The organism is Novosphingobium sp. SG707, assembly GCF_012275515.1.
In the GTDB taxonomy this organism is placed as follows: Bacteria; Pseudomonadota; Alphaproteobacteria; order Sphingomonadales; family Sphingomonadaceae; genus Novosphingobium.
The window spans coordinates 415548-434064 of sequence record NZ_JAAZQL010000004.1; the positions used below are offsets into that span (position 1 = coordinate 415548).

The 18517-nt window shown below is 66.8% G+C and carries 15 protein-coding genes and 1 tRNA gene; 5 read left to right on the forward strand and 11 right to left on the reverse strand.

The annotated features are described in order from the left end of the window. Positions 1 to 11: 11 nt before the first annotated feature. Both FHW92_RS14445 and FHW92_RS14450 read right to left on the reverse strand, forming a co-directional pair. Entirely contained in the window at positions 12 to 1271 is a 1260-nt protein-coding gene (locus FHW92_RS14445; RefSeq protein ID WP_168604112.1) for a DUF418 domain-containing protein, read from the reverse strand. Between the two features lie 28 nt (positions 1272 to 1299). Then, on the reverse strand, positions 1300 to 2514 hold the full coding sequence (locus FHW92_RS14450) for an SPOR domain-containing protein (protein ID WP_246870164.1): 1215 nt from the start codon (positions 2512 to 2514) through the stop codon (positions 1300 to 1302). Between the two features lie 252 nt (positions 2515 to 2766). Between FHW92_RS14450 and FHW92_RS14455 the strand changes: the two genes are divergently transcribed. Next, entirely contained in the window at positions 2767 to 4230 is a 1464-nt protein-coding gene (locus FHW92_RS14455; RefSeq protein ID WP_168603947.1) for an SPOR domain-containing protein, read from the forward strand. A 58-nt stretch (positions 4231 to 4288) separates the two neighbouring features. On the opposite strand, the gene der is transcribed toward FHW92_RS14455, so the two are convergent. After that, complete coding sequence (der, locus tag FHW92_RS14460) at positions 4289 to 5674, reverse strand: ribosome biogenesis GTPase Der (protein WP_168603948.1); 1386 nt, start codon at positions 5672 to 5674, stop codon at positions 4289 to 4291. A 230-nt stretch (positions 5675 to 5904) separates the two neighbouring features. On the opposite strand from der, the gene FHW92_RS14465 reads away from it, so the two are divergent. After that, positions 5905 to 6618, forward strand: a complete 714-nt coding sequence (locus FHW92_RS14465) for a CHAP domain-containing protein (RefSeq protein ID WP_246870165.1) — start codon at positions 5905 to 5907, stop codon at positions 6616 to 6618. Between the two features lie 73 nt (positions 6619 to 6691). Here FHW92_RS14465 and FHW92_RS14470 read toward each other — a convergent pair whose 3' ends face one another. Next, positions 6692 to 7000 (reverse strand): DUF3297 family protein, encoded by a 309-nt coding sequence (locus tag FHW92_RS14470; protein ID WP_168603949.1) that lies wholly within the window; start codon positions 6998 to 7000, stop codon positions 6692 to 6694. A 110-nt stretch (positions 7001 to 7110) separates the two neighbouring features. Here FHW92_RS14470 and FHW92_RS14475 point away from each other — a divergent pair. Both FHW92_RS14475 and FHW92_RS14480 read left to right on the forward strand, forming a co-directional pair. After that, positions 7111 to 7185: transfer RNA gene (locus tag FHW92_RS14475), tRNA-Val, on the forward strand. A 315-nt stretch (positions 7186 to 7500) separates the two neighbouring features. Beyond that, a complete protein-coding gene (locus tag FHW92_RS14480) occupies positions 7501 to 7746 on the forward strand; it encodes a helix-turn-helix transcriptional regulator (protein ID WP_168603950.1) in 246 nt (81 codons plus the stop codon). An 18-nt stretch (positions 7747 to 7764) separates the two neighbouring features. On the opposite strand, the gene FHW92_RS14485 is transcribed toward FHW92_RS14480, so the two are convergent. From FHW92_RS14485 to FHW92_RS14515, 7 genes are all read right to left on the reverse strand, one after another. Further along, positions 7765 to 10845, reverse strand: a complete 3081-nt coding sequence (locus FHW92_RS14485) for an efflux RND transporter permease subunit (protein WP_168603951.1) — start codon at positions 10843 to 10845, stop codon at positions 7765 to 7767. Positions 10846 to 10848: 3 nt separating this feature from the next. Next, positions 10849 to 11817 carry a hypothetical protein gene (locus FHW92_RS14490; protein WP_168603952.1) on the reverse strand — a complete coding sequence of 323 codons (969 nt, stop codon included), beginning with the start codon at positions 11815 to 11817 and terminating at the stop codon, positions 10849 to 10851. Beyond that, on the reverse strand, positions 11814 to 13184 hold the full coding sequence (locus tag FHW92_RS14495; protein WP_168603953.1) for a TolC family protein: 1371 nt from the start codon (positions 13182 to 13184) through the stop codon (positions 11814 to 11816). The genes FHW92_RS14490 and FHW92_RS14495 overlap by 4 nt, the downstream gene beginning before the upstream one ends. Further along, a complete protein-coding gene (locus FHW92_RS14500) occupies positions 13181 to 14515 on the reverse strand; it encodes a HAMP domain-containing sensor histidine kinase (RefSeq protein WP_168603954.1) in 1335 nt (444 codons plus the stop codon). Before FHW92_RS14500 ends, FHW92_RS14495 begins: the two co-directional genes overlap by 4 nt. Next, on the reverse strand, positions 14512 to 15180 hold the full coding sequence (locus FHW92_RS14505; protein ID WP_168603955.1) for a response regulator transcription factor: 669 nt from the start codon (positions 15178 to 15180) through the stop codon (positions 14512 to 14514). The genes FHW92_RS14500 and FHW92_RS14505 overlap by 4 nt, the downstream gene beginning before the upstream one ends. Positions 15181 to 15270: 90 nt before the next feature. After that, entirely contained in the window at positions 15271 to 16356 is a 1086-nt protein-coding gene (locus tag FHW92_RS14510) for an HPP family protein (protein ID WP_349237688.1), read from the reverse strand. 14 nt (positions 16357 to 16370) lie between these two features. Continuing rightward, complete coding sequence (locus FHW92_RS14515; protein WP_168603956.1) at positions 16371 to 16772, reverse strand: Rrf2 family transcriptional regulator; 402 nt, start codon at positions 16770 to 16772, stop codon at positions 16371 to 16373. A 97-nt stretch (positions 16773 to 16869) separates the two neighbouring features. On the opposite strand from FHW92_RS14515, the gene hcp reads away from it, so the two are divergent. Further along, complete coding sequence (hcp, locus tag FHW92_RS14520; protein ID WP_168603957.1) at positions 16870 to 18510, forward strand: hydroxylamine reductase; 1641 nt, start codon at positions 16870 to 16872, stop codon at positions 18508 to 18510. Positions 18511 to 18517 lie beyond the last annotated feature (7 nt).

Here is an 18517-nt window from a genome sequence, read left to right on the forward strand (position 1 = left end):
CGCCGGGAGCATCACACTCCCGGCGCTGTTCTTTTGAAAGGCAGAGCTTGGCGCTCCACCAGCGAGCGCCACAGCCATTCGAGCGGCCCCTGACGGAAGCGGGCCAGCCAGGGCTTGCTCCAGCCCAGCATGGCGATCCACACGGCCAGCACCACCAGCATCTGCGCCGCATCGCCCATCCGCCCGAACAGGCCCGCGCGATAGAACAGCACCGAGAGCGCCACGCTGGTCAGGATATAATTGGAAAAGGCCATCCGCCCCGCCGCCACCAGCCGCTCTCCCAGCCAGCCCCGCAGCAGACAGGGCGCGGCCAGCAGCATCAGCGCATAATAGGCCAGCGCCAGCAACAGATGTTGAGGCGCGGCCCAATTGGCCATCAGCTCGCCCATCGCCACCGGGGGGAAATGGCGCGCCCAAGCCCACCACGCCATGCCCAGCGCCATCGGCAGCCCTAACCCCAGCCCCAGCGCCACCACACCCCACAGCACCCGCCGCGAGGCCAACCCTTGGGCAAAACCGATGCGATAGAGCACCATGCCGATCAGCATCAGCGGCAAAGTCTCGCCGAAACTGGCGAAGATCATGACAAAGGGCCAGCCCGGCGCATGGACCAGCTTGTCATGCGCCATGGCCATAAAGCCCAGATGCGCCTGCGCCACATCGCCGCGCATCATCGCCATGCTGTCGATCAGCGCGGATTTCAATTGGGCCACCTCATCCGCACCGGCCATGCCAAGGCGCACATGTTCCTCGGCCATCACCAGCGGCAGGCCGCCCAAGCCTCCCATCACCGCCCAGAGCAGATATCCGGCGAGAGCGCCAATCACCAGCGCCCGATTGGAAAACACGCAAAGCCCCAGCGCGACAAAGCCGCAGGCCGCGTAGAGGAACAGAATATCCCCCCACCACAGCAGCACGTAATGCAGATAGCCAAACAGCGCCAGCCAGCCCAGCCGCCGCGCCTGAAGCGCCAAACCGTTGCGCCCCGCCGCCTCGGCCCGCTCGATAAAGAGCAGCATCGAGGCGCCGAACAGCATGGTGAAAAGCGCGCGCATCTTGCCTTCAAACAGGACAAGGATCGCGGCAAACACCGCCTCGTCCAGCGGCGCGGCGGGCGCATAGGCAAAGCCGCCGCCCTGCGCGATCAGATGGGCGGGCGTCAAAGTGGCCAGACGCGGCCCGGCGAAGCCCGCCACATTGACCGCCACAATGCCCAGCACCGCAAATCCGCGCACCAGATCGAGCGAAATGATCCGCTCGCGCCCCTCCATCGTCAAAATCGTCAGTCCTCGAACGCCGTCAATCCTTGACCGCCATACAGGACAGACCCGCCCCCGTCAGCTTGCGACAGGCGTTTTGCGCGCTTTCCTCGCTATATCCCGTGGCCAGCAGGCGCGTGACCTTGCCCACCGGCACATTGGCGCGCGGATGCCCGGCGATTTCGGGCATGGATTTCACCCGCGCCCACAGCGCATCGGCATTGCCCGCCACGCCAAAGGCGCCCAGTTGCAATTTCCACGGTCCGCCCACCGGGGCGGCATGGGGCGCGGGCTTGGGCGCAGGGGCCGGTTTGGACGCGGGAGTCGGTTTGGACGCGGGAGTCGGTTTGGGCATGGGCGTGGCCTTGGGCGCGGGCTCCGCCACGGCCACCGCCATCGGGGCCGAACGCGGCGCGGCGACACGCGGTGCCGGCGCAGGCGGCAAGCCGACCGGAGCCGCCGTGGCCAGCACCGGGCGCGGCGCCGGTTCACGCGGCATGACCGGTGCGGGCGCGGGCTCGCGAATCACACCCTGGGCGGGCCGAATATTGCCCGCCATGCCGGTCGGCACCGCGCGCACCGGCGTAGCCGTGGACGTGGTCACCACAGGCGGGTTGGGCGTGCCCAGATCGACCGCCGCCAACTGGCGTTGGCGATTCGCCTCGACCTGTGCGGCCAGTTCCGTGGCCAGCGAGATCGCGCGCTGGCGATCCTCGATGGCAACATATTTGTCCATTTCGCTCAGCGCCGCCTTGGCCTGCGGCAGGCCCGGCGCGCCCGAAGTGGGCTGCGCGGCAAGGCTTTCAAGAGCATAGGCCCGCACCCAGTCCTTGTTAACCCCATCGGCATTGAAATAGGCCAGCCCGAGCAGATATTGCGAGCGCGGATCCCCCCGGTCTGATGCTGCGCGGATATAGGGCAAGGCGGCGGCATGTTGGCCGCGCTGAAACAGCAGAAGGCCGTAATTGTCGCCCGCCTGCAGGTGGCCTTGCGCGGCGGCCTTTGCATAAAGCATTTCCGCGCGGGTCAGATCCTGCGGCACGCCGCGCCCCAATTTATAGGCCTGCGCCATGTTGAACTGGGCATCGGGGTCGCCTTTGTCGGCCAGGGGCTGCCATTCGCGCACGGCGGCGGGAAAATCGCCCCGCCCCCAGGCATCGGCCCCGGCCTTCACATCGGCCAGCGCAGGCGCCGAAGCCGCCGCGCCCAGCAAGCCAGCAACGACCAAACCCTTGCGCATCAAAGAGAAACCCATCGTCCGATCCCCTTGCGGCGCAAAGCGCGCCGCCAATACTTGTCCCGAAACCCATTTGCCCAAACAGCAAGGCCCAGACAGCCCTTCAGCTCCCTGGCCATGTCCGTGTTTACTACGCGGGTTACTACCGCTCCGTTAACTTAAATTTAGGAACGATCTGCGAAGTTTTTCCCAGAAATCCCACCATCTGGTCGGGATGCGCATGCTGGTTGCTCTGCCTTGCGCGCCCGTAAACCGTTGCAGGAGCCGACCATGATCGCGCGCCGTTCTTTTTCGCTTAACGCCGCCTTGCCGTTATCCCTGACTCTGGCGCTGATGGCCACCGCGACGGCCCAGCCCGCGATGGCCCGCGCCAAACCCAAGCCCAAGGCGGTCGAGACGGCTCTGGCCAAGGGCGATGGCGAGCGGGGCGTTTCGCTGGCCGAGGCATCGGTGGCGCAAAGCCCGCGTGAGGCTTCGCTGCGCGCGACGCTGGGGCGCGCCTACTTGAAAAACGGGCGCTTTCAATCGGCGACCACCGCGCTGTCCGATGCCGTAACGCTGGGCGACACGTCGGGCCGCACGCTGCTGGCGCTGGCTCTGGCCCAGATCGGCAGCGGCCAGAATGACGCCGCGCTGGCCACGCTGGAAAATGGCAACAATGTGATTCCGGTGGCCGACCTTGGTCTGGCGCTGGCGCTGGCGGGCGAAGGCGACAAGGGCAGCGTGCTGCTGGCCGATGCGCTGCGCGCGGGCGACAAGAGCGACAAGCTGCGCGCGAATCTGGCCTATGCCTATGCGCTGGCTGGCCGCTGGGCCGAGTCGCGCACGATTGTGGCCATGGACCTGCCCGCCGACAAGGTGGACGCGCGCATGACCGAATGGGCCGCTGCCGCCCGCCCCGAGGCAGCCCGCCAGCGTGTGGCCAGCCTGCTGGGCGTCGATCTGGCGCCCGATGCGGGCCAGCCGATGCAACTGGCGCTGAACAAGACCGAGGCCCCGGTGCAGATGGCCTCGGCCGAACCCGCGCCGATGGCCGCGCCCGCCGTGGCCGCCGCCGCTCCGGTTGAGGCCCCGATCAATCCGGCTCCGGCAGAGGTGGCCCTCGCCAGCGCGGCTCCGGCCGACCCGGCTCCTGTCAGCCCGGCCCCGGTCACCGCGACTCCGATCAGCGAATCGGCACCCGCCACCGAATTGCCCGCTCTGGCCCAGAGCCAGCCTGTCGCTCAGGCCGAAACCTTTACCCCGCCCGCGCCGGTGTTCCACGCCATTGCCGTGCCCGCCTCGGCGGCGCGCCCGGTCGCCGTGGCGCTCCACACAGCGCGCGCCAAGGCGAAGGGCAAGAGCGCCGCGCCGGTTGATGTTGCCAATGGCGAAGCACGCAGCGCCTCGGGCACGCATGTCGTGCAACTGGGCGCTTTCCTGTCGGAAAAGAATGCCCTGCGCGCCAAGAAGGCCTTTTTGAGCCGCGAAAAGGCCTTTGCCGCCGCCGATGTCGAAGTGACCAAGGCCATGGTCGAGGACCGCCAGTTCTGGCGCGTGTCGGTGCGCGGGTTCAACGCCAATGCCGCGACGAACAAATGCGCCTCGATCCGCAAGAGCGGCGGCGCCTGCTTTGCCCATTCCGGCAACCTGCCCCAGAACACCCCGGCCCAGCCTGTACAGAGCAAGGGTTCGGGCAATTCGCAGGGCAAGGCTCTGGCCATGGCCACGCCCAAAGGGCAGCGCGGCCGCTGATCTTTCGATCTCAGACCATTTAAAAAAGGGCTGCCCCATCGGGAGCAGCCCTTTTTTGTTACTTCTTCGTCGCGAAGGGATTCTTCGGCGTGCGCAATGTCAAACGCACCGGCACCGCGTCAAAGCCAAGCTCGCGGCGGATGCCGTTGATCAGATAGCGCTGATACGACATCGGCAGATCATCCAGTCGCGTACCGAACAGCACGAAACCGGGCGGACGGGTCTTGGCCTGGGTGATATAGCGCAGCTTGATCCGCTTGCCGCCGGGCGCCGGCGGCGGATTGGCGGCCAGCGCATCGTCGAACCAGCGGTTGAGCGCGGCGGTCGGCACGCGCTTGCTCCACGAGGCGCGCAGCTTGAAAGCCGCGGCGATCATCTGGTTCAGCCCCTTGCCGGTGCGCGCCGAAACGCTCATCAGCGGCAGACCTCGCACCTGCGCCAGACCATCGTCCAGCGCCGCCTTGATGCCGTTGAACAGGCCCGAGGCGTCCTCGGCCACGTCCCATTTGTTGATGGCGATCATCAGGGCGCGGCCTTCTTCCAGCACCATGCTGGCGATTTTCAGGTCCTGATGCTCCAACCCGCGAGTCGCGTCGAGCAGCAGCACGACCACCTCGGCAAAGTCGATCGCGCGGCGCGCGTCGGCCACCGACATGCGCTCCAGCTTTTCAACCACCAGCGCCTTTTTGCGCATACCGGCGGTGTCGATCAGACGGACCGGGCGCTCCAGATGCGTTTCCGGGTCCATCCATACCCAGTCGATGGCGATCGAATCGCGGGTAATCCCCGCCTCCGGCCCGGTCAGCAGGCGATCCTCGCCCAGCAGGGCGTTGATCAGCGTGGACTTGCCCGCATTGGGACGGCCCACAATCGCCAGCTTCAGAGGGGCGGCGTTGAGCGCGTCCTCATCGTCGGGATCGAAGGGTTCGAACTCTTCCTCTTCCTCGTCGCCTTCAAAGAAAGGCAGCAGCGCCTCGAACAGGTCGCCCATGCCCTCGCCATGCTCGGCGCTGATCGGAACGGGATCGCCCATGCCCAGGCTGAAAGCCTCATACAGGCCGCCATCGCCCGCGCGCCCTTCGGCCTTGTTGGCGCAAAGGATAACCGGAACAGTCTGTTCACGCAGCCAGCGGGCGATTTCTTCGTCCAGCGGGGTGATGCCCGCGCGCGCATCGACCACGAAAAGCGCGATATCCGCGCCCTCAAGGCTGGCCTCGGTCTGGGCGCGCATACGGCCCGGCAGGCTGGAGGGATCGTCGTCCTCCCACCCGGCGGTGTCGACAATGGTGAAATCCAGCCCCAGCAGACTCGCCTCGCCAAAGCGGCGGTCGCGAGTCACGCCCGGCTGGTCATCCACCAGCGCGAGCTTCTTTCCCACGAGGCGGTTGAACAGGGTTGATTTGCCGACATTGGGTCGGCCAATAATGATAATCTGACGGGACATGGCATTAGCCCTGCTCACAAGAACGCGCTTTTGGCAAGCAAAACGGCGCGTCCCCGGCGCCCTCGCCCCGAAATGGCGCGCTTTTGCCGCCCAGCGCGGCCTGTCAGTGTCATAGGTAGTAATCAGCCGAAAGATTACGCCGCAGGTAACCAAACCTTGCGACAGTGCCATAACTTGTGGCGACGTAGTTTCTTTGCATGACGCGAATCCCTTTCAGCAAGACGCCGGGCATGACCATGGCAAAGGCTCTCGCCATAGCGCTGATGGGGGCCTCGTTTATGGCGGCCTTGCCCGCCCATGCGGCCGGGCGGACGGAATCTTCGGGCCGACCGGCCACCAATCGCTTTGCCTCAACGCGCTTTTCGGTCGCCTTTGTCGATCTGGCGAATCAGAATGGGCGAATCATCCCCCGCAGCCAGCAGGTCGTGGCCGCCCCCAGCAGCACTTTCCTGCAATGCGTGCCCTATGCGCGCACCGTGTCGGGCATTCAGTTGCGCGGCGATGCGCATACATGGTGGGATCAGGCCGCCGGGCGTTACCAGCGCGGCTTTTCCCCCCGCGTGGGCGCGGTGATGGCGTTCAAGCCCTATGGGCCGATGGTGCTGGGCCATGTGGCCACGGTCAGCCGGATCCTCGATTCGCGCCGGGTGCTGGTGCGCCATGCCAATTGGAGCCCCTTGGGCGGCGAGCGCGGCCAGATCGAGGACAATGTGTTGGCCATGGACGTTTCGGCGCGCAACGACTGGAGCGAAGTGCGCGTGTGGTATCAGCCGCTGGGCGGGCTGGGCACGACGCATTGGCCGGTCTCGGGCTTTATCTATAACACGCCTGCCGCGCCGCTGGGCGAGAGCCGGTCCTTTGCCGGGGCCAATCACGGCTCTGCGCTGAGCCATTATCTGGGCGACCCCATCGGAGCGATCATTGCGGCCTATTCGCGCCGCTGAAACCCGCGAAAATTCGAAGTAGCAGTCGATGGGAAAGGTCCGGGTTCGCGCCCGGACCTTTTTCGTGTCAGGCTCAGACGGCGGCGATGGGCGGATTGTCGCCCAGATCCTCGTACCACGCCTCAACCGGGCCGTTCAGCTTGATGGTCAGCGGCTGCCCCTTGCGATCAAAACTCTTGCCGGCCTGAACGCGCACCCAGCCTTCGGAAATGCAATATTCCTCGACATTGTTGCGCACCACGCCCTTGAAGCGGATGCCGATGCCGCGCTGCAGCTTGTCCGCGTCGAAAAACGGGCTCTTGGGGTTGATGGCCAGGCGATCGGGCGGGGTATCGCCGATGGCGGCGCCCGATTCGGCGGAGGTGTTTTCGGTGTCAGTCATGGGTGCGTGAAATAAATTGCATTACCCACTTGTCAACGCAAACAAACCCCTTTAGAGGCGCGGCTCCCGGCAACGGAGACGCTTCAAAACGAAGCCGACACCAAGCCAGCGGGCGCGTAGCTCAGCGGTAGAGCACACCCTTCACACGGGTGGGGTCACAGGTTCAATCCCTGTCGCGCCCACCATGACTTCCTTCGATCATTCAGGAAGTTATGGCTGGAAATTGGCCCTGACAAATCCCCAGATCATTTATCTCTGCAGGGCCGGTTCAGGGGTCTTGGCAAGGCATTGGGCCTTGCGGTTGCTCCCATTCCCTGTCGCCTCGCCCATGGCCCAACCCCTTGCGATCATGGCGCCGCCGCGAGGCTCAGGGGCAGCGATAAGGCTGCCTCCTCCACAAGCGCGATTCAGAAGGCCAGAGATTGAGCCGGGGATTGACGAGAGCATGGGCCTTGCCGCAATCGCTGCCCGACACATCACAGCCCATAAAGAGAGAGACCATGAGCGCACCATCGGCAATTCAGGACGTGCCGGAGCATTTTGCCCATTGCATTCAGGTCCTTGGCGGCACCACCGCCGCATCGCGCCGTCTTGGCATCGATGAAAGGGCAATCCGCCGCTTCATAAACGGCGAAAGGCCGATCAGCGCGGGCCTGATGCAGGACACCGCCAAGGCGTTGAACCTGATGGCAGCAGAAGCGACCGAGGCGGCGGCGCGCATTGCCGCCACTTTCGGCGCTTTCTGAAGCGGCCCGGCATCGGCCCTAACCGCGCCGATGCCGCCAGCGCCACACCAGTGCGGGCAACAGCAAGAGCGTGAGCAGCAGCGAGCTGACCAGCCCGCCAAGGATGACCAGCGCCATCGGCCCTTGAATCTCGCGCCCCGATTGCCCGGTTTCCAGCGCCAGCGGCACCAGCGCAAAACCCGTCACCAGCGCGGTCAGCAGGATCGGCGTCACACGCTCGCGCACCGCGCGCAGCACGGTGTCCATCGACCACTCTGCCCCCTCCTCGGCCACCAGATGATCGGCGTGGGAAATCAGCAGGATGGCGTTGCGCGCCGAAATGCCGAACAGCGTGATAAAGCCCACCAGCGCCCCCAGCGACACCACGCCGCCCGTCAACGCCACGGCCGCCACGCCCCCCGCCATCGCCAGCGGCAGACCCGCCAGCACCAGCATCGCCGGACGCAATCCGCCAAAGGCCAGCACCAGCAGCGCCACCATGCCGATCGCGGTAAACGCCACATGGCTCAGCAATTGCCGCGAGGCCGCCGCCTGCCCCTCGGCCGCGCCCGACCATGACAGGTAGACGCCGGGGGGCAGCTTGATCCTGGCCGCGATCTGCGCCTGCGCATGGGCGACGATCTGGCCCACATTGGCCCCGCTGGCCGCGTTCGCGGTCACCACCTGACGGCGCTGGCCGCCTTCATGCTCGATGGTGGCGCGCGCTGTGCCCAGCGAGATCGTGGCGATATCGGCCAAACGCACCGCGCTGCCGCCCGACCCGCGCACCATCACATTGCCCAGCGCTTCGGGGTCCTGGCGCAGGGCGGGCGGCACGCTGATGGCCACATCCACCGTGCGGTCGGCAAGGCTGATCTGCCCCGCGCTCATCCCCGCAAAGGTGGCGCGGATCGCATCGCCCGCATCCCCCGCGCTGACGCCATGCAGTGCCATGCGCGCGGGATCGGGCGTCACCCCCAGCGCGGGCGCGCCGGGCTGGGATTTGACCCGCACCTCAACCGCGCCGGGCGTGGCCGAGAGAACCCCCGCCACCTGCGCCGCCACGCGGTCCAGTTCATCGAGATCCGCGCCATGCACGCTGACCGAAATCGAGGCGGTTTCGCCCGAAAGCGATTCCCCGATACGATCGCCAAGAAAGGTCGTCGCCTCGCTCTGGATGCCGGGCGTATCGGCCAGAATCCGGCGGATTTCCGACAGCGCATGTTCCTCGCCCGCCGCCGAAACGGGTTTGAGGCGCACGTGGAACTCGCCCTGACTGGGCGGCCATGTATCCTCGCCCGCCTCGGCGCGGCCGACCTGCTCCTCCACGCTCAGCACTTCGGGGATGGCCAGCAATTGCTTCGAAATCCTGATGCCCGTGGCCCGCATCCAGTCAAAGGACGCCCCCGGCGGCCCCTTGATGCCCAGCACATAATGCCGCTCGCGAAAGGCGGGCAGCAACTCACTGTTCAGCGCATAAAAGCCCCCCAGCGTCACCACCCCGATCAGCGCCAGCGCCCAGCCTGCCCGCACCGGATGGGTGCAGATCCGCGCGACCAGCGCCTGATGCCGGTCCTTGAACCGGGTCAGCACGCGCGGCTCCTCGGCATGTTCATCCGCGCCCAGCAGCAGCAGCGAGAAAGCGGGCGTCACCGTCAACGCCACCAGCAAGGAAGCCATCGTCGCCAACAAAAATGCCAGACCCAGCGGCGCAAAGAACGCTCCGTGCAGCCCGCTGAGCAACACCACCGGCAGCATCGTCAGGCCCAGCACAAAGGTGGCATAGACCACCGGCGCGCGCACCTCGACGCTGGCCTGTTCGATGATGGCGCGGCGGGCATGGGCATCGACGCCCGCCCCTGCCTCACGCAGGCGGCGCACGATGTTTTCGATGTCCACAATCGCATCGTCAATCACCACGCCCAGCGCCACCGCCAGCCCGCCCAGCGTCATGACATTGATCGTCATGCCAAAAGCGTTCAGCACCAGCAGCGCCGCGACCAGCGACAGCGGGATCGACAGGAAGGCGATCAGCACGACCTTCCACCGCCGCATGAAGGCAAACAGCACCGCCGCAATCATCAGCGCGCCCACCACCAGATCGCGCCCAATGCCCGACAGCGCCGTCTCGATGAAATTGGCCGGACGATGCAGCGCGGGATAGACCGTCACCCCGCTGCTGGCCAAAGCAGGCTTCAATTCGCCCAGAGCCTGCTCCACCGCCGCCGTAGCGTCCAGCGTGTTGGCGCCATACTGGCTCGATACGGTCAGCAGGACGCCCGGCCGCCCCATCACCAGCGCATCGCCAAAACGCGGCGCGGCGGTGTCGGCCACATCGGCCACATCGCCGATCCGCACCGTGCCGCCGCCCGCACGATTGAGCACCGCATCGGCCACGGCCTTGGCGGTTGTCGCGCTGGCGCCCGGGTCGATCAGGATGCGCTGGTTATGCGTGTCGGCAAAACCCCCGCCATTCACCGCCACCGCCCGGCTGACCGCCGCGCTCAGATCCGAAAGCGTCAACCCGCGCATCAACAGCGCTTCGGGCCGCGCGCGCACCTCGATCCGGCGTTCATCGCCGCCATAGACATTGACCCGCGCCACCCCATGCGCCGCCAGCAAACGCGGCCGCACCGTCCATTCGGCCAGCTCGCGCAATTGCATCGGGGTCATCCTGTCGCTGACCAGCCCGACCTTGAGCAGGTCCATCGTCGAGGAAACCAGCGGCGTCAGGCGCGGCGTCCCCGATCCGGCGGGCAGGCGCGCGGCGGCATCGGCCAGCGCCTCGGACACCTGCTGACGCGCGCGATAGGGGTCGGAACCCTCGCGGAAAGTAATGTTGATGACCGAGAGGCCCTGAATCGATTCCGAACGGACCGTTTCCACCCCATTGGCCCCGTTGATCACCGCCTCCAGCGGGCGCGTGACCAGTTGTTCGACCTGAAGCGGGGTAAAGCCCGGCACTTCGGTCTGCACGCTGGCCTGCGGGGGCACGAATTCTGGGAACACGTCGAAAGGCGCTTGCCGGAGCACCATGATCCCGCTGGCCAGCAAGGTCAGCGCGGCCAACAGCACCAGCCATGGATAGCGCAGGGATTGGCGGACAATCGTGGTCAGCATGGCTCAATCATCCCCGCCCGCCGGCGCGGCATGTTCCAGCCCCAGCAGGGTTCCCGCGCCCTCCACAACAATGCGGTCGCCCGGATGCAATACGCCAACCGGCACCTGCCATCCCGCATCGCCCGCCACCGCGCCGGTCAGCGCGATGCGTTCAAAGCCATCCTTGCCCCGCGCGCGATAGACGAAGAGAGCGCCATCGGAGCGCACCAGCGCCGCGCGCGGCACCAGCACGCCCGCCTGCCCGGCCGCTGCGCCCATCCGCGCGGGCAGAACGCGGCCAACGCTGGCCGTGCCATCCGCGATGGCCAGCACGCCTGCGGTCTGCAATTGCGCATCGCCGCCCACCGCCGGACCAAGCACGCGCAGCCGTTTCATCTGCGCGCCCTCGCCCACTTCGACAATCGCGCCCGCTGGCGGAGGTCCGGCGGGCATGTCGATGCGGATCACCGCCCGCTGCCCCGCCGCCGCCTCGCGCGCCAGACCCGGTATCGCGTTGCAGCCCAGCCGCGCCAGCCCGGCGCCAAATTCCAGCGCCACGCGTTGGCACGCCAGCGTCAGGCGGGCCTTGTCGCTGGCGGCCTGCGCACTGGCGGCCTGCGCCTCGCGGCGGGAGGCGTTTCCATCCTGCGCCGCCAGTTCATTCAGCCGTGCCGCCTCCGCGCCCGATGCCGCCACCGCCGCCTGCGCCGCGGTGATCTCCGCCCCGATCGCGGCCAGCGGTGACAAGTCGACCGCGCGGGCATAGCCCTGCTGTCCCGCGCTGATCGTTGTGGCGGGCAGCGTAGCCAGTTGCAGCCCGATCTTTGCCGCATCGACATGGAGCGCGCCATCGGCTTCCGCCGGTTCAGCTGCCTCCTTCTTGGGCGCATCGTCATCATCCGGCACGCTGGCGCCCGAGGCGAAATGCAGCAGCGCGGCGCCCGCCAGCGCGCCGCCCAGAATATAGCCTGCCACGGCAAGGGGCTGTTTCATCGCTTGATCTCCATTTCGGGGCCGGAGAGCGGACGGCGCAGCGCATCTTCCAGCGCCGCATCGGCCCGCTGCACACGCCCCAGCGCATCGGTAAGGGTCAGTTGAGCATCGAGCGCGCCTGCCTGCATGGTCAGCGCCTCGATGCGGGCCGTCTCGCCCATGGCAAGGCGCTGCTGCGCGCGGCGGGCGGCGGCCATGGCGGCGGGCCATTCGCCGGTCTGCACATGGGCCTGCGCGTTGCGGGCTGCGCGGCTTTCCTGCGCGGCGGTGTCGATGGCGCCAAGGGCATTGGCGATGGCGGTATGGATCGCCGCCCCCGCCGCCTCGCGCCGGGCCAGAGCGGCGCGGATCGTGGCACGATTGGCGTCCCACGAGGGCATCGACAGGCCAAGGCCAAAGGGCACCGTCATCGGCCCGCCCGCCCATGTCATCGAGGGTTGCAGGGTGACTTGCGGATATTGCCGCGCCAGTTCGCCGCGCAGATCCGCCTCGCTCTGGTCATAGGCGGCAACGCTGCGCAGCACATCGGCGCGCGCGACAACCGCGCCATGGGCCAGCGCGGCATCGGGCACCGGCGCGGCGCTGGCCGGGTCGGCAAAATCGGCCCAAAGAAAATCGGGCAAAGTGGATTGCGGCAGGCCCAGCGTAGTAGCCAGACGGGCGCGCGCGTCGGCGATGGCGGCGCGATTGTCGTCCAGGGCGCGCTGAGCTTGCCGGGCGGCGATGCGGGCGCTGTCGCGCTCGATGGCGGCCCCTTCGCCCGCGCGCAGGCGGGCATCGGTGGCGTCCAGAATTTGGGCGCGGATCGCGGCCTGTTGGGTCAGCAAGGGGCCGCGCATCCGGGCGACCAGCAGGTCGATCAAGGCCCCGCGCGCGGCCATGCGCTCGGCCCAGATCACCTCGGCCAGATCGTGGCGCGCGATCAGCACCGCCACATCGGCCCGCCTCAGGCGCGCGGCTTTCACCCCGCCGTAATCGAGCGGCAGGCTGGCGCCAAGGCTGGCCTGCCATGGCTCGGTGGTGGGGTCGTTCGAATATTGCCCGGTCAGGGCAAAGCTGGGTTGGCCCACCTTGCGCGCCGAGGCGGCCTCGCGCATCGCCACGGTCAGCGCCTTTTGCGCCTGGGCAATGCGCGGATCATAGAGCATCAATGCGGCCAGCAGCGAAAGCCGGTCAGGCGCATCGGGGGCAACCCGCGCGGCCGGAGCCATGGCGCGCGCGGCGGCGGCCACCTGCGCGGGATCATAGGCGGCGCTGGCGGCGGCGGAGACCTGCGCGTTCAGGTCCACCGGCACCGGCGGGGCGTGCATACATCCCGCCAGCAGGCCGCAAGCCCCCAGCCCGATGGGCATTTTCAGCAATTTCATGACGCGCTCTTTCGCGGAAAGGTAAGGGTTACGATCAGGCCCGGCCCTGCATCGCCCAGAGTAAGCGCCGCGCCATGGGCGTCGGCAATCGCGGCCACGAGGCTGAGACCCAGCCCATGGCCGGGGGTGGAACGCGAGGATTCCAGCCGCACGAAACGGCCCAGCACGCGGGCGCGGTCGGCCTCGGGAATGCCGGGGCCATTGTCGCGCACCTGCAAGACCACATGCCCCTCGCGCTCCAGCACCGAGATTTCGATGGCCGCGCCCGGCGGCGTATGGCGCATCGCGTTTTCGACCAGATTGATGAGAACCTGCGCCAGCAATTGCCGGTCGCCCAGCACCATCAGGCCGGGATGCCAGCGCGTCTCCAGCCTTTTGCCCGCATCCTCGGCCAGCAGGTCGAGCGTTTCGGACAATTCCCCCAGCAGGGCCGCCAGATCGAGCCGGGTGAAGGCGCGGCGCAGGCTGCCCTCCTCGACCTCGGAAATGCGCAGGATCGCCTCGAACAGCTCCAGCACCTCATCCGTGCGGGCCAGCGCCATGGCGACCTGCTCGCCCCCATGTGCCGCCATGCGCTCCAGATGGTTGCGCAGGCCCGTCAAAGGCGTGCGCAGATCATGGGCCAGATCGGCGCTGACCTGTCGCAGATTGGCGATCAGCGAGGTGATCTGATCGAGCATGGCGTTGAGCGAGGCGGCCACGCGGTCGAACTCGTCGCCATTGTGGCCCACGGGTGCGCGGCGGGCAAAATCGCCCGCGACAATGGCCGAGGCCGTATCCTCGATCACCGCCAGTTTGGAGCGCAGATAGCGCGCCAGAACCAGCGCTCCGCCCACGCCAATGCCCAGCAGCACCAGCATGGCCCCGGCAAAAATGCCAAGGATCGCGCGGTCGATGGCCTGAAGATCCTCCAGATCGGCGGCCACCACCAGCCGTTCGCCGCCCGGCAGCAGCGTAACCTTGGCGCGCGCGGTGTCGGGGCCTTCGAGAGGATCGAGAAAGGTGATGCGGTGCCAGCCCGGCGCCGGGGCAGCCGTGGCCAGATTGCCCGCCAGATGCCGCCCGTCGGCCGCAAACACCGCCGTGCCCAGCGAGATCGGGCCGGGGCTGTGCTGCATCGCCACCGCGCGCGACAGGCCGGCCAGGCCATCGTCGCGATATTCGGCCATCAACGCGGCGCTGGCATGTTCGACGCTCAGGTTGATCTGGCGGGAAAAGGCGGCATGCGTGGCCAGATAGACCGCGCCCGCCACCAGCAGCATCGCCACCGCATAGGCGCAAAAGCTGATCAGCGCGATGCGCCGCGCCGCGCTGGCCCGCAGCCCGATCATGATGCCCGCACCCGATAGCCCATGCCGCGCACCGTTTCGATGGCATCCTCGGCAAAACCCTCGTTCAGTTTCGAGCGCAGGCGGCTCATATGGGTTTCGACGATCTTGGTCTGCGGGTCGAAATGGAAATCCCACACCCGTTCGAGCAGCATCGTGCGGGTGAGAAAACCTCCGCCCGCACGCACCAGTTCTTCAAGCAGGCGAAATTCGCGCGGCTGCAACAGGATAACGCGCCCCTCGCGCGTCACCTGCCGAGTGCGCAGATCGAGCGCGATGCCGCCAAAGCTCGGCCCGGTATCCACCGTGGCCGTCCGCCGCGTCAGCGCGTTGATCCGCGCGACCAGTTCGCTGATGGCAAAGGGTTTGACCAGATAATCATCGGCGCCTGCGTCCAGCCCATCAACCCGATCCTCGATCCGGCCCAGCGCGGTCAGCATCAGCACGGGAAGGCCATGCCCGCCCCCGCGCAGGGCGCGCAGCACCGCGATCCCGTCCATATCGGGCAGCATCCGGTCGAGCACCAGAATATCGGCGCCGGAATCGCGCGCCCATTCCAGCGCCTGCGCCCCGCTGGCCGTGGCCATCACGCGATGCCCCAGTTCGCCGAGGGCATCCTCGACGAATTGGCGCGTATCGGGATCGTCCTCGGCCAGAAGAATGTTCATGCGGATCGGGCTCACTAGCGGCGTTGGCCACCGCATAACCCATTCCGATAGGCGATGGTGGATACAATTTGCCAACCATCGCGCGTGGGTTTACCCGGCCTTGCCCTCTTCGTGCAGGGCGATCTGTTCGGCAATATGCCCGCGCCACAGGGCGCAGAGCAGGTCGGTCTGGGTAATCATCCCAAGCAGATGGCCGCGCGCATCGACCACCAGCGCCTCGTGATACATCCCGCCCGACAGGATCGGCAGCAATTCGTCAATCGGCGCATCGGCCGCGGCAATACAGGGCGAAGTGTCCATCACCTGCCCCACCCTCGCCTCATCCCCCACCGAGACGAGGCTGTCGAGGCGCAGCAATCCTTCGAGCCGCCCTTCGGCATCAACCACAGGCAGCGCGCCGATCCGATGCCCGCCAAACAGCGCCACCGCCCGCGCCAGATCATCCTCAGGGCGCAGCGTCAGGCCGTCCTCGCGCATGATCTGTTCGCAACGGATCGTGCCGTGCAAGCGGCGATAGGCGCGGGTTTCGACCTGACGGAACAAAGTGTCGAGATCCTCGCTGCTGACGTCGAGCAATTGGTCATATTGGGAAAGGACCGATTCGATGTCCGCCATCGAAAAGCCCGCCCGCGCAGGCCCCGGCGCGGCAAATTGCGCGGCGCGATGGGGATAATTGCCCCGCACCGCCGAATTGTACAAAATGCCAAAACCCACCAGCAAGGCGCTGTCCAGCGCCACCGGCACCAGCGCAAAGGACCAGCCCGCCGCCACAACCGCCTTGCCGCCGATCACACAGGTCAGCGCGCAGGCCCCGCCCGGGGGATGCAGGCAGCGCGCAAGGCTCATCGCGGCAATCGCGCTGGCCACGGCAAGGCAGGCCGCATAGGCCGGATCGCCCAGCACCTTCATCCAGAAAATGCCGCATAAAGCCGAAACCGTATTGCCCCCCACAATCGCCCAGGGCTGGGCCAAAGGGCTGGCCGGGACGGCAAAGAGCAGCACCGCCGAAGCCCCGATGGGCGCGATCAGCAAGGGCAGGCCCAGCCCCAGCTCGGGCCAGAAGCGCACCACCAGCCCCGCCGCCAGAATGCCGAAGGCCGCACCCAGCCCCGCCGTCCACAGGCGCGAGGTCGTGGGCGCGCTCTGGACGCCGACCCAATGGAACAGATTGTTCACCCCCCGCAAAGCTCTCACCCCTTCAGCACATCGGCCAGCGAATATTGCGCCAGCACATCGGCAAAGGCCCCGCGCGCCCGCGCAAACACGCCCGGCAGACCGCAGCGCCGCAACAGCGCGCAGCCCGCGCAATCGACCATCCCGCAATCTGGCTCCATCGCGGCAACAACGGCCCCGATATTGATGTCCGCCGGATCGCGCGCCAGCCGGATGCCGCCGCCGCGCCCGCGCGTGGCCTCGATAAAACCGGCATGGGCCAATTGGTTGGCGATCTTCATCAGATGGGTGCGCGAAATATCCTGCGCGGCGGCAACATCGGCAATCGCCACGCGGCCGCCCTCCAACTGAGCCTTATTGGATTGGGCCAGATCAATCAGCAGGCGCAGCGCATAATCGGTGTGTCGGGTCAATTGCATGGGTTGGGCAATAAGATGCAATTTGATTCATCTCAAATGAATCTTTCCCGGACGCGGATAAGTGGGTTTTGAAAGTCATCTTATCTGGAGATCCCCCATGTATTGCGTCCAATGCGAACAATCGAACAAGGGCGGCTGCGCTGTCAAAGTCGGCTCTTGCGGCAAGAGCGCAACCGTGGCCGACATGCAGGACGTGCTGCTGCGCTTGATGCAGGGGGTCTCGGCCTATGCCGACCGGGCAGCGGCCAAGGGCGCGCGCGATGAACAGGTCGACGCCTTTACCCCCCACGCGTGGTTCACCACGCTGACCAATGTGAATTTCGACGCAGGCCGTTTCGATGCGCTGATCACGCAGGCGCTGGAAATGCGCGAGCGGGCGAAGGCCTGCGCCATCGCGGCGGGCGCCGACCTGTCGGACCTGCCTGAACCGCCCACATGGAACCCCGGCGCCAACGCCGAGGAATGGGCCGAAGCCGCCCCCTTTGCCGCGATCCAGCGCTTTATGGACCGCGACGGCCCCAGCATCGTGGGCCTGCGCAACCTGATCCTTTATGGCCTGAAGGGCACGGCGGCCTATAGCGAACATGCCCGCGTGCTGGGCCATGAGGAAGCGGCGATCTGCGCCGAATTCCACCGCATTTCGGCCTTTCTGGCGGGCGACCCGACCGACATGGGCGCGCTGATCGCGCAATCGCTGGCGGTGGGCGCGATGAACCTGAAAGTGATGGAGCTGCTCGATGCTGCCAACACGACCCGTTTCGGCCATCCCGAAGTGACGATGGTACGCATGACCCCGGTGCAGGGCAAGGCGCTGCTGGTGTCGGGCCATGACATGGGCGATCTGGAGGCCATCCTACAGCAGACCGAGGGCAAGGGCATCAACGTCTATACCCATGGCGAACTGATGCCCGCCAATGCCTATCCGGGTCTGAAGAAATATGCTCATCTGGTCGGCAATTACGGCGGCGCATGGCAGGACCAGCAGCGCGATTTCGACGCCTTCCCCGGCGCCATCGTGATGACCTCGAACTGCCTGATCAATCCCGAAATCAAGGGCTATGGCGACCGGATCTTTACCGCAGGGCCGGTGGGCTGGGCGGGTATTCCGCATCTGACCGACCATGATTTCGCCCCCGCCATTGCCTGCGCGCTGGCCCAGCCCGGTTTTGCCGCCGATGCCCCCGAACAGCGCATCCCGGCCGGTTTTGCCCGAAACACCGTGATGGGCGTGGCCGACACTTTGCTCGACATGATCGGCAAGGGCGATGTGAAGAACCTGTTCCTGATCGGCGGCTGCGACGGGGCGCGTCCGGGCCGCAATTATTTCCACGATCTGGCCGTCGCCACGCCCAAGGACAGCCTCGTGCTGACGCTGGGCTGCGGCAAGTTCCGCTTCAACCGCGAGGATATGGGCGACATCAACGGCGTGCCGCGCGTGCTGGACATGGGCCAGTGCAACGATGCCTTTTCCGCCATTCAGGTCGCGGTCGCGGTGGCTGGCGCGCTGGGCTGCGGGGTGAATGATCTGCCGCTGCATTACGCGATCAGCTGGTTTGAACAGAAGGCCACCGCCGTGCTGCTGACCATGCTGCATCTGGGGATCAGGAAGATCCACCTTGGCCCCACGCTGCCGCAATTCCTGACGCCCGAGGTTCTGGGCGTGCTGGTGGAGAACTTCGACATCCGCCCGACCGGCGAAGCGAAGGAAGATCTGGCCCGGATGCTTCAGGCGGCCTGATCCGGCC